The 13,529-nt window shown below is 60.0% G+C and carries 12 protein-coding genes and 1 tRNA gene; 12 read left to right on the plus strand and 1 reads right to left on the minus strand.

Annotated elements, in window-relative coordinates:
• Nucleotides 1-39 precede the first annotated feature (39 nt).
• From rdgB to ACTQ0H_RS01045, 12 genes are all read left to right on the plus strand, one after another.
• Nucleotides 40-681: an RdgB/HAM1 family non-canonical purine NTP pyrophosphatase gene (gene rdgB / locus ACTQ0H_RS00990; protein ID WP_441054895.1), complete on the plus strand. Its 642-nt coding sequence runs from the start codon at nt 40-42 to the stop codon at nt 679-681.
• Between the two features lie 3 nt (nt 682-684).
• Nucleotides 685-1,131: a D-aminoacyl-tRNA deacylase gene (gene dtd, locus ACTQ0H_RS00995; RefSeq protein WP_117797049.1), complete on the plus strand. Its 447-nt coding sequence runs from the start codon at nt 685-687 to the stop codon at nt 1,129-1,131.
• A 114-nt stretch (nt 1,132-1,245) separates the two neighbouring features.
• The gene (locus ACTQ0H_RS01000) at nt 1,246-1,542 is read left to right on the plus strand and encodes a Veg family protein (protein ID WP_118206416.1); all 297 of its coding nucleotides are present in this window, start codon (nt 1,246-1,248) and stop codon (nt 1,540-1,542) included.
• Between the two features lie 2 nt (nt 1,543-1,544).
• On the plus strand, nt 1,545-2,441 hold the full coding sequence (ispE, locus tag ACTQ0H_RS01005) for a 4-(cytidine 5'-diphospho)-2-C-methyl-D-erythritol kinase (RefSeq protein WP_441067650.1): 897 nt from the start codon (nt 1,545-1,547) through the stop codon (nt 2,439-2,441).
• Between the two features lie 49 nt (nt 2,442-2,490).
• Nucleotides 2,491-2,567: transfer RNA gene (locus ACTQ0H_RS01010), tRNA-Pro, on the plus strand.
• Between the two features lie 112 nt (nt 2,568-2,679).
• The gene (gene tatA / locus ACTQ0H_RS01015) at nt 2,680-2,955 is read left to right on the plus strand and encodes a twin-arginine translocase TatA/TatE family subunit (RefSeq protein WP_195838497.1); all 276 of its coding nucleotides are present in this window, start codon (nt 2,680-2,682) and stop codon (nt 2,953-2,955) included.
• A gap of 106 nt (nt 2,956-3,061) precedes the next feature.
• Nucleotides 3,062-3,532, plus strand: coding sequence for a transcription elongation factor GreA (greA, locus tag ACTQ0H_RS01020; RefSeq protein ID WP_006234960.1), 471 nt, complete (start codon nt 3,062-3,064; stop codon nt 3,530-3,532).
• A gap of 79 nt (nt 3,533-3,611) precedes the next feature.
• Complete coding sequence (gene lysS / locus ACTQ0H_RS01025) at nt 3,612-5,576, plus strand: lysine--tRNA ligase (RefSeq protein ID WP_154514782.1); 1,965 nt, start codon at nt 3,612-3,614, stop codon at nt 5,574-5,576.
• Nucleotides 5,577-5,890: 314 nt separating this feature from the next.
• Nucleotides 5,891-7,459 carry a threonine/serine ThrE exporter family protein gene (locus ACTQ0H_RS01030; protein WP_441032103.1) on the plus strand — a complete coding sequence of 523 codons (1,569 nt, stop codon included), beginning with the start codon at nt 5,891-5,893 and terminating at the stop codon, nt 7,457-7,459.
• A gap of 311 nt (nt 7,460-7,770) precedes the next feature.
• The gene (locus ACTQ0H_RS01035) at nt 7,771-7,947 is read left to right on the plus strand and encodes a hypothetical protein (protein ID WP_441538160.1); all 177 of its coding nucleotides are present in this window, start codon (nt 7,771-7,773) and stop codon (nt 7,945-7,947) included.
• A 388-nt stretch (nt 7,948-8,335) separates the two neighbouring features.
• On the plus strand, nt 8,336-10,978 hold the full coding sequence (locus ACTQ0H_RS01040; protein WP_441535963.1) for an ATP-dependent Clp protease ATP-binding subunit: 2,643 nt from the start codon (nt 8,336-8,338) through the stop codon (nt 10,976-10,978).
• A gap of 324 nt (nt 10,979-11,302) precedes the next feature.
• Nucleotides 11,303-12,760 carry an aminoacyl-histidine dipeptidase gene (locus ACTQ0H_RS01045; protein ID WP_441538158.1) on the plus strand — a complete coding sequence of 486 codons (1,458 nt, stop codon included), beginning with the start codon at nt 11,303-11,305 and terminating at the stop codon, nt 12,758-12,760.
• 80 nt (nt 12,761-12,840) lie between these two features.
• Here the strand turns inward: ACTQ0H_RS01045 and ACTQ0H_RS01050 are convergent, their stop codons facing one another.
• Nucleotides 12,841-13,425, minus strand: a complete 585-nt coding sequence (locus tag ACTQ0H_RS01050; protein WP_441538156.1) for a manganese efflux pump MntP — start codon at nt 13,423-13,425, stop codon at nt 12,841-12,843.
• Nucleotides 13,426-13,529: the final 104 nt, after the last annotated feature.

The raw sequence follows: 13,529 nt of genomic DNA on the forward strand, positions 1-13,529 counted from the left end.
CTCTACGCGGCATTGCTATAAGAGACAAGGAGGCCGGCTATGGCACTTGAGAAGATTGACATCGACACCCTCGACCCGGCGGCGACCATTGTTGTGGCCACGGGTAACGCCCATAAGCTCACCGAGATCGAGGCCATTTTGGGCAAGGTCATGCCCGAGGTGCGCTTTGTGGCGCTCGGCCAGCTGGGCGATTTTGAGGACCCCGAGGAAAACGGCACGACGTTTTTGGAGAACGCCATCATCAAGGCGCAGGCTGCGGTCGAGGAGACGGGCCTTATGGCCATCGCCGACGATTCCGGCTTGGTCGTCGACGCGCTGGACGGTGAGCCGGGTGTGTATAGCGCGCGTTATGCGGGCGTACACGGCGATGATGCCGCCAACAATGCCAAACTTCTCGTTAATCTGGAAGGCGTGGCAGACGAGGATCGCACCGCACGCTTTATGAGCGTCGTTGTGCTCATCGACCAAGACGGCCTGGTCACCTATGGCGAGGGTGCCTGCGAGGGCGTTATCGCACACGAGGGCCGCGGCGACCACGGCTTTGGCTACGACCCGCTGTTCCTGCCGGTCGATACGCCGGGCAAGACTATGGCCGAGCTCACAGCGGACGAGAAGAACGCCATCAGCCATCGTTTCCATGCACTCGAGCACCTGTCCGCCAAACTCACGGGCGAGGAGTAGGCCGTGCGTGCGGTGGTGCAACGCGTGCTCAACGCCGGTGTGACGGTCGACGGCGAGTGCGTGGGCCGCATTGGGCGCGGCTATCTGGTATTGCTGGGTGTGGGCCATGGCGATACGCGTGCCGAGGCCGATAAACTATGGGGCAAGCTCCGCGGGCTGCGTATCAACGAGGACGAGAACGGCAAGACTAACTTGGCGCTTGCCGATGTCGACGGCGAGGTGCTCGTGGTGTCGCAGTTTACGCTGTTTGCCGATTGCCGCCACGGCCGTCGTCCGTCGTTTACGGATGCTGGCGCGCCCGATGTTGCCAACGAGCTTTACGAGTACTTTCTGACGCTCGTCGCCCAGGACGTCGACCACGTGGCGCACGGCATCTTTGGCGCCGACATGAAAGTCGACCTGGTCAACGACGGCCCGTTCACCATTGTCCTCGATACCGACAATCTGTAAGTAGCCTAATTAGCTACTTGCGTGGGGTTGTAACAGGGTGCTATAGTATTAGAGTTTTGTCTATCTTAGGGGTATTATCCCCTTTTTGAATTGCACCTTCTGGAGGCCCTGTTCATGGAAGAGATGGAAGTCAATTACGTCGACGACATCCACGAGAAGCTGACCGATATGGTGGGCGATCGCGTCAAGGTGAAGGCCAACATGGGCCGTACCCGCGTTGTCGAGCGCATGGGTACCATCAAGAGCGTCCACCCGGCTGTCTTTATCGTCGAGGTTGACGAGCGCCGCGGCCGCAAGTCGCGTCAGTCCTACCAGTACATCGACGTCCTTACCGGTCAGGTTGAACTGTTCGACCCCGAGAGCGGCGAGCACATCTTTACTCCGCTCGGCAACCAGCTCGAGGAGCATTAACGGTGACCGATCGGTCCCTCATCCTTACTGCGCCGGCAAAGATTAACCTCTACCTGGGGGTTCATACCGAGCGCGATACCCGCGGCTACCACAAAGTCGATTCCCTGATGGCAGCTGTCGGCCTAGCCGATACCGTGACGGTCACGCCGGCGCAGGCGTTGACCGTCCAGACGGTTCCGGCATCAGATTTTCCCATGCAAAAGAATACTGCCTACCGCGCCGCCGTCGCCATGGCCGATCATTTCGGGCGCGAGGCAAACGTGTGCGTGACGATTGAGAAGCGCATCCCGCTGTGCGCCGGCCTGGGCGGCCCCTCGACGGATGCCGCGGCGGTTATCGTTGCCCTGGCTGAGCTGTGGGGCATCGACCGCACTGATCCTGCGCTGGATGAGATTGCGCGTGGCATCGGCGCCGACGTGCCGTTCTTTTTGCATACGAGCCCCGCATTCTACGTGGGTGGGGGAGACGTTCTGGCAACTGAGTACCCCGCGCTTCCTGTGACGCCCGTTGTGCTGGTCAAGCCGCGGGAGGCGAGCGTTTCGACAATTGAGGCCTATCGACGTTTTGACGAGGCCCCGGTGCCCGCGACTGCGTCCGGTGCCATTGTATCGGCTCTTAGCGTGAGTGATGCGAAGATGGCGTATTCGCTCATCCATAACAACTTGGGCGTCATTTCTGCTTTGATGGAGCCGCAGATCCAGGCGGTTCTCGACTGGCTGAGCGAACAGGAGGGAACCGTTGCCGTGGACGTGTGCGGGTCGGGTGCCTGCTCGTTTGCCATTTGCGACACCGCCGCCACGGCCGAAAGGCTTGCCGACGCCGCCCAGCAAAATGGCTGGTGGTCCTGCGCGACTGAGCTTATTCCCAACACGGTACAAATCGACGCGCCAAAGAAATAAAAATTTCTCTAGCACGCGGCGAAAAACTTTGTTACTATAGTCGAGCTAACGGGTTGTGGCTCAGTTTGGTAGAGCACTGCGTTCGGGACGCAGGGGTCGCTGGTTCAAATCCAGTCAACCCGACCAGAGCATGAGGAGGGACCGCTTCTTGCGGTCCCTTTTTTTAGCTATTGTTGTGATACCGCGATACCCGCGGTATACTCATTCGAGCTTGTCTCGCTGTTTTGTGGAGGTCTACATGTTTGGACTGAGGGCTCCTGAGCTCATCATTATTCTCGTCGTTGTCCTGATTATCTTCGGGCCCAAGAACCTGCCGAAGCTCGGCAAGTCCCTCGGCTCTACCGTCAAGAATATCCGCGAGGGTATGGAGGGCGACGATAAGGACGAGACCAAGCAGGCCGAGGACGTTGTGGTCGAGGAGTCCGAGGAGGACAAGAAGATCGCAGAGCTCGAGGCCCAGCTCGCCGCCGCCAAGAAAAAGAAGGCAGAGGACGGCGACGCGGACGCAGAGTAGTCCCATCCCTTTGGGGTGAGCACCTGACCGGCTTGCCCGCAGGCTAGCCGGTCTTTTTCGTTATGTTGACAGTTGATTGTTACATCATAGTTGGGGAGATATCCGTATGGACGCAAGCCAGATCGTACTGACCGCTGAGGGCCGCCAGAAGCTCGTCGAGGAGCTCGCTTGGCGTGAGGGCGATTACGCCAAGGAGATCGTCGAGGACATCAAGGAAGCCCGCGCGTTTGGCGACCTTTCGGAGAACTCCGAGTACGATGCCGCCAAGGACAAGCAGGCTCAGAATGCTGCTCGCATTGCCGAGATTCAGGCTATTCTCGCCAACGCTCAGGTTGCTGCCACCACGGGCGATCTGACCGTCTCCATCGGTTCCACCGTTTCGCTGATTGATCCCAACGGTGAGGTCATGGAAGTCACGCTCGTCGGTACCACCGAGACCAACTCGCTCGAGCACAAGATCTCCAACGAGTCCCCGGTCGGCCACGCCATCATCGGCCACGGCGAGGGCGACTCCGTCGAGGTCGTTACGCCTTCCGGCAAGACTCGCGTCTACACCATCGCCAAGATCGCACGCTAGACCACGGTCCCGCGTAAAGGTATGTTTTCGCTCCCTGGGACCGAATCCTGGGGAGCGTTTTAGTTTGAGGAGCTAACTTATGGCAGAGAACCAGAACGCCGCCGAGCAGGCATCGACGCTCAACGACGAGCGCGCCACGCGCCTGGCCAAGCGCGCCGCCCTGTTCGAGGCGGGCCAGAACCCCTATCCCGAGCACTCCGAGATCGAGGACTACGTTGCCGACATCGAGGCTAAGTATGCCGATCTTGCCGATGGCGAAGACACCGAGGACGTCGTGAAGATCGGCGGCCGCGTGGTCGCCAAGCGTGGTCAGGGCAAGATCATGTTCATCGTCGTGCGCGACGCAACGGCCGAGATTCAGCTGTTCTGCCGCATCAACGACATGGATGAGGCAGCCTGGAATACGCTCAAGGCCCTCGACCTTGGCGATATCCTGGGTGTGACCGGTGTGGTTGTGCGCACTCAGCGCGGCCAGCTCTCCGTCGCCCCTAAGAGCGCGACCCTGCTCTCCAAGGCCGTTCGCCCGCTGCCCGAGAAGTTCCACGGTCTCTCCGACAAGGAGACCCGCTATCGTCAGCGCTATGTCGACCTGATCGCCAACGACGATGTCCGCGAGACCTTCCGCAAGCGCTCGCAGATCCTCTCCACCTTCCGTCGATTTATGGAGTCCGACGGCTACATGGAGGTCGAGACTCCCATTCTGCAGACCATTCAGGGTGGCGCTACGGCTAAGCCGTTCATCACGCACTTTAACGCTCTCGATCAGGAGTGCTACCTGCGCATTGCTACCGAGCTGCACCTCAAGCGCTGCATCGTCGGTGGCTTTGAGCGCGTCTTCGAGATCGGTCGTATCTTCCGTAACGAGGGCATGGACCTCACCCACAACCCCGAGTTCACCACGATGGAGGCCTACCGTGCCTTCTCCGATCTCGAGGGTATGAAGGCGCTCGCCCAGGGCGTCATCAAGGCTGCCAACAAGGCCATCGGCAACCCCGAGGTCATCGAGTACCAGGGCCAGACCATCGATCTTTCCGGTGAGTGGGCAAGCCGCCCCATGACTGATATTGTCTCTGACGTGCTCGGCAAGAAGGTCACCATCGACACGCCTGTCGAGGAGCTTGCTGCCGCCGCGCGCGAGAAGGGCCTGGAGATCAAGCCCGAGTGGACTGCCGGCAAGATCATCGCCGAGATTTACGATGAGCTGGGCGAGGACACCATCGTCAACCCGACCTTCGTGTGCGATTACCCCATCGAGGTCAGCCCGCTCGCCAAGCGTTTTGAGGACGACCCGCGTCTGACCCACCGCTTTGAGCTGGTCATCGCCGGCCACGAGTACGCCAACGCATTCTCCGAGCTCAACGACCCGGTCGACCAGGCTGAGCGCTTTGCCGCCCAGATGGCCGAGAAGGCCGGCGGCGACGATGAGGCCATGGAGTATGACGAGGACTACGTGCGCGCCCTCGAGTACGGTATGCCTCCCGCGGGTGGCATTGGCATCGGTATCGACCGCGTGGTCATGCTGCTCACCAACCAGGCTTCCATCCGCGATGTCCTGCTGTTCCCGCACATGAAGCCCGAGAAGGGTTTCCAGTCCGGTGCCGCTGCCGCCAAGGCTGCAGAGGCCGGCAACGCCGCGAGCCCGTTCGTTAAGTCGCTTAAGCCCACGCTCGATTACTCCAAGATCGCCGTTGAGCCGCTGTTTGAGGAGTTCGTCGATTTCGATACCTTCTCCAAGAGCGATTTCCGCGCTGTGAAGGTCAAGGCATGCGAGGCCGTCAAGAAGTCCAAGAAGCTGCTGAACTTTACGCTCGACGACGGTACCGGTGCCGACCGCACCATCCTCTCCGGCATCCACGAATACTATGAGCCCGAGGACCTGGTCGGCAAGACCCTGCTTGCCATCACCAACCTGCCACCGCGCAAGATGATGGGCATCCCCAGCTGCGGCATGCTCATCAGTGCCATCCACGAGGAGGAGGGCGAGGAGCGCCTCAACCTGATCCAGCTCGACGCCTCCATTCCCGCCGGCGCAAAGATGTACTAATTGGTTCCGCCGTTCTACCGAACGGCGGACCAGCCGACGCTGCGCGCCGCCCAGGGCGACAATTTGTCATTCAAAAGGCAAGGCATGACCAGAAGGTCTATGCCTTGCCTTTTTCATGCCAACTTGTTCGCCCTGGACGTCGCTCGCTGTCGTTGCCAAAACATCGGCGTTGCCGGAGTAGTCGTTGGGGACGTTCTTAAACGACTACCCAATGGCTATTGCACGCATGGCTCGCATGACAGCCGTCTCTTTTATGTTTCCTTTAGCCGTCGCTGTCTAGGATGGGGGTTAGTCGATAGGAAGGGAGCACCGGGATGGACGATGCGAGCGAGCGCGCAATCGAAGAGGACATGCTCGATCAGTTCAATTACTTTGATGATGAGGACGAGGAGCTGATCGACCGTCGCGAGCCAGCGCCGCTTGATTCCTTTGATCTGGTCGATGAAGAGACTGATGAGGTTGAGGACGAATCAACGGAGTCCCCACAGTCTTCGCGCCTTAACTCGCTGCTTTCGAGAGCCCCCATGCACCACGGCGTTCGTGCCGGCGCGCTCCATATGAAAACTGACTGGCACCAGATCGTGACGGCAGGCGATGAACTTGCCGTCGATGCGCCGCTCACCGATAAATCATCCATCGTCTGCCGCACCGGTATGCTTATGCTCGCGAGTGGAACGGGTGCCTGGCGCGTACGCGATACCATGAATCGAGTCGCCGCCGTACTCGGTGTCACCATCCATGTTGACTTAAGTCTCCTGTCGTTTGAGTGTACTTGCATCGAAGATGGCCACTGCTTTAACGAGGTCGTCAGTCTGCCGACAACCGGCGTCAACACCCATCGCATTTGGATGATGGAGAGTTTCCTCAAGGAAATCGAGACCTATGGTCGTCGCTTCACGGTGCACGAGTATCACGAGATGCTCAAGACCGTTGAGAGTTCAAAACCTGATTACGCGCCTTGGCAACAGGGCCTTGCGGCAGCCTGCGCCTGTGGCGCCTTTGTCTTTTTACTTGGTGGCGGTCCCATTGAGATGGCATGCGCGTTCGTGGGCGCGGGTGTCGGCAACTTTGCCCGCTCCCATATTCTCAAGCAAGGCCTTGGTCAGTTCAGCGCTTTGACGCTCGGTGTCGCACTGGCCTGTATCTCATATTTGCTGGCATTGCTCGGCCTCGCCCAGGTTGTTCCGGGTGCAATGTCGCACCAAGAAGGCTATATCGGCGCCATGCTCTTTGTGATTCCTGGCTTTCCGCTCATTACGGCAGGTCTCGACATCGCTAAGCTCGACATGCGAAGCGGTATCGAGCGTCTTTCGTATGCTGTGTCGATTATTGTGATGGCGACCCTCGTAGGTTGGATGGTTGCCGAGTGTGTGGGACTGGCGCCGGACGACTTTGCCCCATTGGGCCTTTCGCCGCTTGCCCTTACGCTCCTGCGCGTGGTGATGAGCTTCGTTGGCGTATTCGGCTTCTCGGTGATGTTCAACAGCCCGGTAAAGATGGCCGCGGCAGCTGGGTTGATCGGCGCCGTGTCAAATACCCTGCGTCTGACCCTTGTCGATGCGCCGACGATGATTCCCTTCCTGGGCCTCAGCACGGGAATGCCTCCCGAGGCAGCAGCGTTTATCGGCGCGCTGGTATCGGGTCTGCTGGCAAGCTTGGCCGAAGTCAAGCTCACCTACCCGCGCATCGCCCTCACGGTGCCTTCGATTGTCATTATGGTGCCCGGCCTGTATCTCTATCGCTCTATGTATTACATGTGCACCTTCGACACAGTCAATATGCTCGGCTGGTTTGTGCGCGCAGTGCTCATCGTAGCGTTTCTGCCCGTTGGGCTGGGTGTGGCGCGTACGCTCACCGACCCTCGCTGGCGCCACACCAGCTAATTGGTACAAGGGGGGACAGGTTACTTTGCACCAAATGAGTTGCGGTGAAATAGGGACTGAATTGCTGCTTAAAGGGTCAAAACAGTCCGTATTCCACTGCAACTTATGGGGTCGGGGGATTATCGGTGCCCTGCATCTTCATAAACTCAACGCTTACGAAGCGTGTGCTGTTCGTGTTAGGGTAGTTCCACCACATAAGTAGTCGCAGACGCACGTACCACGGGCGGGCGAGATGAAGTCCCAGTAGCTCCATCTCGCCCGCCCGTATTTGTTGTGCACCACGGCGTAACACAGAAAGAATTTTGCCCTTTATGCCTATCAATAAACGAGAGAGCCTGCTGTTTACCTTTATCATGTGCTTGTGCATGGTGCTCTGGATGAGCATCTACAACGTTGCCCTGCAGCATGGGGCCATCAACGGCGAGGCCATTGCCGCCGCGTGGCTCGGCTTCCCCGTTGCCTACATTTTTGCCATGTGCTGCGACTGATTTGTTGCCAGCCCCCTTGCCAAGGGTTTCGCTTTTAAATTCCTGGTCACGCCGGGGTTGCTCGCTTTATCTTCCGCCATGCCTTCCCCATGGGAACCGTCTTTGAAGAGCAGCATATGGAGCTCGTACGTATGCCGGGCGCTCCCGCTGCCGATGTCGCCGATGACGTTGCCGAGAGTATGGACGCTGAGCCCGCCTGCTAGGCAAGAGCCTCTAACCTAGAGCGCCCGCCGCACCCGGCGATTCCTTTTTTGTAGACGTTGTCGTATGGCTGCACGCGGAAAAGGCCACAGCGGTTAACATATACTCCATATGGGTAAAGAGACCAAAGCGCCGCCACGAGTGGCGCTTTGCGTTTGAAAAACTAGCTCGTCTAAGAGGAACTAGCATGTTGGACCGTTTTACCGATCGCGCGCGCAAGGTCATGTCCATGGCCAAGCAGGAGGCGCTCGATCTTCACTCAAATAAGGTGGGTACCGAGCATCTGCTGCTCGCGCTCGCCAAGGAGGACGAGGGCATTGCCGCCGAGGCACTGCGCTCACTCGATATCTCCTACGATGACATCATGGACACGCTCAAGGAGGTCCAGACCACCGTTCCCGAGCCCAGCGAGGAGACCGAGGCCGCTAAGCTCGCCTTTACGCCGCTCGTCATCAGCGTGATGGAGCGTTCCTTCCGCGTGGCGCGCGAGAACAACCAGACCTATGTGTCGACCGAGCACCTGCTCATCGGTATCGTCGAAGAGGGCAACGGCATGGCCATGGACATTCTCATGCGCCTGGGTGTTTCGTCCGCTTCCATTAAAAAAGCCATCGAGAAGCTTACCGCCAAGGATCAAGACAAGAAGCGCCCGCTCGCCGGTGCCGGTGCCGGGCGTCCCGGTACAGGCCTGCCGTTCTTTAGCGGCTCGGACGCCTCGCAGCAAAAGGGGAGCGGCACCGACACGCTCAAGCAGTTCGCCACCAACCTTACGCAGAAGGCGCGCGACGGCGAGCTCGACCCGGTGATCGGTCGCGAAAAGGAAGTCCAGCGCATGATGGAGATCCTTTCGCGCCGCACCAAGAACAACCCGCTTATCTTGGGTGACCCCGGCGTGGGCAAGACGGCCATCGTCGAGGGCCTGGCGCAGCAGATCGCTGCCGGCAACGTGCCCGAGAACCTTATGAACCAGAACATCTGGACGCTCGACCTGCCGGGTCTTGTCGCGGGTGCCAAATATCGCGGTGAGTTTGAGGAGCGTCTCAAGAACGTGATCCAGGAGGCAACCGAAGCCGACGACGTCATCCTGTTTATCGACGAGATGCACACCATCATCGGTGCCGGTTCTGCCGAGGGATCCATCGATGCAAGCTCCATGCTCAAGCCCGTGCTCGCGCGCGGCGCTTTCCAGATCATCGGTGCCACCACGGCCGAGGAGTTCCGCAAGTACCTCACCAAGGACCCGGCCTTCGAGCGCCGCTTCCAGACCATCGATGTTGAGGAGCCAAGCGTCGAGGACACGGTCAAGATCCTGACCGCGCTCAAGCCACGCTACGAGGAGCACCACCACGTGCGCTATACGCAGGGTGCCATCGAGGCCGCCGCGAACCTCTCCAACCGCTACATCCAGGATCGCTTCCTGCCCGATAAGGCCATCGACCTCATCGACGAGGCCGGCGCCCGCGCCCGCATTGCCGCCAACCGTGCGCCTGAGCCGGTGCGCGAGGCCGAGCATCGCGTGGAGGAGCTCAAGGCTGCCGCGCAGGAGGCCACCGAGGGCGACGACATGAACAAGGCCGCCGAGATTACCGAGCAGCAGAAGGCTGCCGAGATTGAGCTCGCCGAGGCCAAGGCAGCTTGGACGGCCGAGCTCGACGCCAGCCCGCTCACCATCGATGTCGCCCAGGTTGCCGACATCGTGTCCGTGACCTCGGGCGTGCCGGTGTCTTCGCTCACCGAGAGCGAAAGCCGTCGTCTGTTGCAGACCGAAAGCGTGCTCAAGACCCGCATTATCGGCCAGGATGAAGCTGTCGAGGCCGTGGCCAAGGCAGTGCGCCGCAGCCGCTCGCCGCTCAAGGACCCGCGTCGTCCCGGCGGCAGCTTTATCTTCTTGGGTCCTACCGGCACAGGCAAGACCGAGCTCGCCAAGACGCTCGCCGAGTATCTCTTTGGCAGCAAGGACGCGCTCATCAGCTTCGACATGTCGGAGTTTGGCAGCGAGTTCGAGGTCTCCAAGCTTATCGGTAGCCCCCCGGGCTACGTGGGCCACGACGAGGGCGGTCAGCTCACCAAGGCCGTTCGCCGTCACCCGTACTCGGTCGTGCTGTTCGACGAGATCGAGAAGGCGCACCCCGATATCTTCAACATCTTGCTGCAGGTGCTTGAGGAGGGTCGCCTGACCGATAGCCAGGGCAAGACGGTCGATTTCCGCAACACCGTGATCATCATGACGTCCAACGTGGGCGCCCGCGAGATTGCGCAGGATGCGAGCGTTGGCTTTGGCACCACCGGTGAGCAGGGTCTTACCTCGAGCGAGATTAAGGGCCGTGCGATGGGCGAACTCAAGCGCCTGTTCCGCCCCGAGCTGCTCAACCGTATCGATGACATCGTGGTGTTTCAGAAGCTTTCGGGCGAGAACCTGACCAAGATCGCTCACCTGCTGGTGGACGACCTGCGCCAGCGCCTGATTGCCAACGGCATGAACATCAAACTCACCGATGCGGCCTACGACAAGATCGTAGCCGAGGGTACCGACCTCACCAACGGCGCACGTCCGCTGCGCCGCGCCATCCAAAAGCTCATCGAGGATCCGCTGTCCGAGGAGCTGCTGGCCGGCGAGTGGGGTAGTGGCGATACCGTCATGTGCGACGTGGCCGACGGCAAGTTCGTCTTTAGCCACGGTACGGGCGAGATCCCAGCGCCGCGTCCGGCAGGTGCGCTTGGGGGCGATACCGCTCCGGAAGCGCCGCACACCGGAAACGCCGCGCCTGTGAGCAGTGGCGTAAGCTCGGGCCCCGGCGGCATGATGCAAGCCGGTTCCGGCGCGCTGTAGGGCGTAACAAAACCTTGTGTCCACGAGGGCGTTCCAAAGGAGCGCCCTTTTTTCTGTTGGAAAGGCCCCTCGTTCAAAGTAAAGCTCATTAAACATACCAACGGCGTATGCATAAGCGTTGATCAAGCGTTGAGGTTGGTTGAAGGGTCCAACGTCCCTTCGGCGCGGTCCGTCTACCTGCTTTATCTTAATAAAGTGGCGTTTCTCCGCCGTTAGCCGATGATGCGAGAGCGCTCGGCGTTTTCGACTGGTTTATGCAAACGAAGTCTGGGAATATACAAGGCGCATGTCTTATTGTCTAACCAGTTGCGCCAAGGAGGCACCATGGACTACAAGATCACCGGCTATGAGCCCGCCCAGCTGTTCCATTTCTTTGAGGAGGTCAGCGCGATCCCCCGTGGGTCTGGCAACGAGAAGGGCATCAGCGATTTCCTGGTTGCGTTTGCCAAGGAGCGCGGCCTCGATGTGTATCAGGACGAGGTCTACAACGTCATCATTCGCAAGCCCGCATCTGCCGGTGCCGAGAATGCCCCGACCGTGATGCTGCAGGGCCACATCGATATGGTGTGCGACAAATTGGGCTCCGTTGAGCACGACTTTACGACCGATGGTATCGACCTGCTCGTCAAGGACGGCGTTCTCACCGCTAACGGCACCACGCTGGGCGCCGACAACGGTATCGCCGTCGCTCTGATGCTCACTGTTCTCGATGACGATTCGATCGTTCACCCCGCCCTCGAGTGCGTATTCACCACCGACGAGGAGACTGGCCTGGTCGGCGCCGAGACGCTCGACAAGTCCCAGATTAGCGCCCGCACCATGATCAACCTTGACTCCGAGGAAGAGGGCGTTGCCACCGTCAGCTGCGCCGGCGGCGTCGTCGTTACCTACACCTGCCCGATCGCGCGCGAGCACAAGACCGGTAGTACCCTCACGTTCGACATCTCCGGCCTGCTGGGCGGTCACTCCGGCAGCGATATCCACCTGGAGCGCGGCAACGGCAACCTCATCATGGCCCGCATCATCGACCGCCTGATGGTTGCCGGCGAGCCCGCCATCGTTAGCTTTAACGGCGGCACCAAGGACAACGCCATCAACCGTGAGTGCAAGGCTGTTCTGGTCTACGCCGACCACGCTGCCGCCGAGGCCGCGGCCCAGATCGCAAAGGGCATTATCGCCGACGTCGCTGCCGAGCTCGAGGTCTTCGACCCCGGCTTTACCTGCACTGTCGAGATTGCCGACGACGCCGAGGTCGAGGCCATGGACGAGAAGTCCGCGCTTGCCCTCATCCGCGCCCTGCGTCTTGCCCCCAATGGCGTGATCCGCCGCAACGTTGCTACCGACGGCTCCGTCGAGGTTTCCTCCAACATCGGTGTGGTTGCCACTTCTGACGACGAGGTCAAGATCATGCTGTCCCCGCGCTCCTCGATCACCTCGCTGCAGAACGAGTTCAAGGACCGCCTGCAGACGCTGGCCGATGTCTTGGGCTTCGACGCCAAGTTTGAGTTCGAGTATCCCGGCTGGAGCTATGCCGAGCATTCGCCGGTCCGCGACGTCTTTATCGAGAGCTATCGCGAGCTCTTTGGCTCCGAGCTGCGCATCGAGTCCATTCACGCCGGCCTTGAGTGCGGCCTGTTTGCCGAGGCCCTGCACGGCCTGGACGCCATCGCCGTGGGCCCGACGCTCTCCGATGTCCACACCCCGGACGAGAGCATGGAGCTCGCTTCTGCCGAGCGCTTCTACGAGCTGCTCATCGACGTCCTCAAGCGCCTTGCCGCGTAAAGGTCGCCTTGGTTAAGCCGCTCTAAAACGGCTGGCTATGAAAACGGCCGCCTGGCGTAATGCCGGGCGGCCGTTATTCGTTACAGTGCGAGGATCCCAAGGTGCTCAAGTAGGATCTTAAGCCCGATGAGGACGAGTACGACGCCACCCACGATGGTGGCGGGTTTTTCGTAGCGCGCGCCAAAGGTGTGGCCGATCGCTACGCCGGCGACGGAGAAGATAAACGTTGTGACGCCGATAAGTGATACAGAGGGCACGATATCGACCGAGAGCGCGGCAAACGAGATGCCCACGGCGAGCGCGTCAATCGAGGTGGCGATGGCAAGGATTAGGTACTCGCCCAGGTCGATCTTTTCGGCATCCTTGCCGTCGCCTTCGTCCTCATCCTCGTCTTCAGTAAAGGCTTCCCACAGCATCTTGCCGCCGATAAAGGCCAAAAGGATAAAGGCAATCCAATGGTCAATGGGACCGATGATGCCCATGAACTGGCCGCCGAGTGCCCAACCGATTACGGGCATGCCGGCCTGAAAGCCGCCAAAGAACAGGCCGAGCACAACGGCGACTTTAAGGTTGACCTTTTTCATGCCGAGACCCTTGCAGATGGAAACGGCAAAGGCGTCCATCGAAAGGCCAACGGCGAGCAACACGAGCTCTGCGAGTCCCATAGTCTGGCTCCCTCTCTCCGGGCGAACCCGATTACACGACCACTCCCTCATTTATATGAGACCCGATGCTACCACATGAGCAGCCAAAAGAGCCCCGTCCCAAA

It is taken from the genome of Collinsella sp. LCP21S3_A3 (assembly GCF_052118905.1).
GTDB lineage: Bacteria > Actinomycetota > Coriobacteriia > Coriobacteriales > Coriobacteriaceae > Collinsella.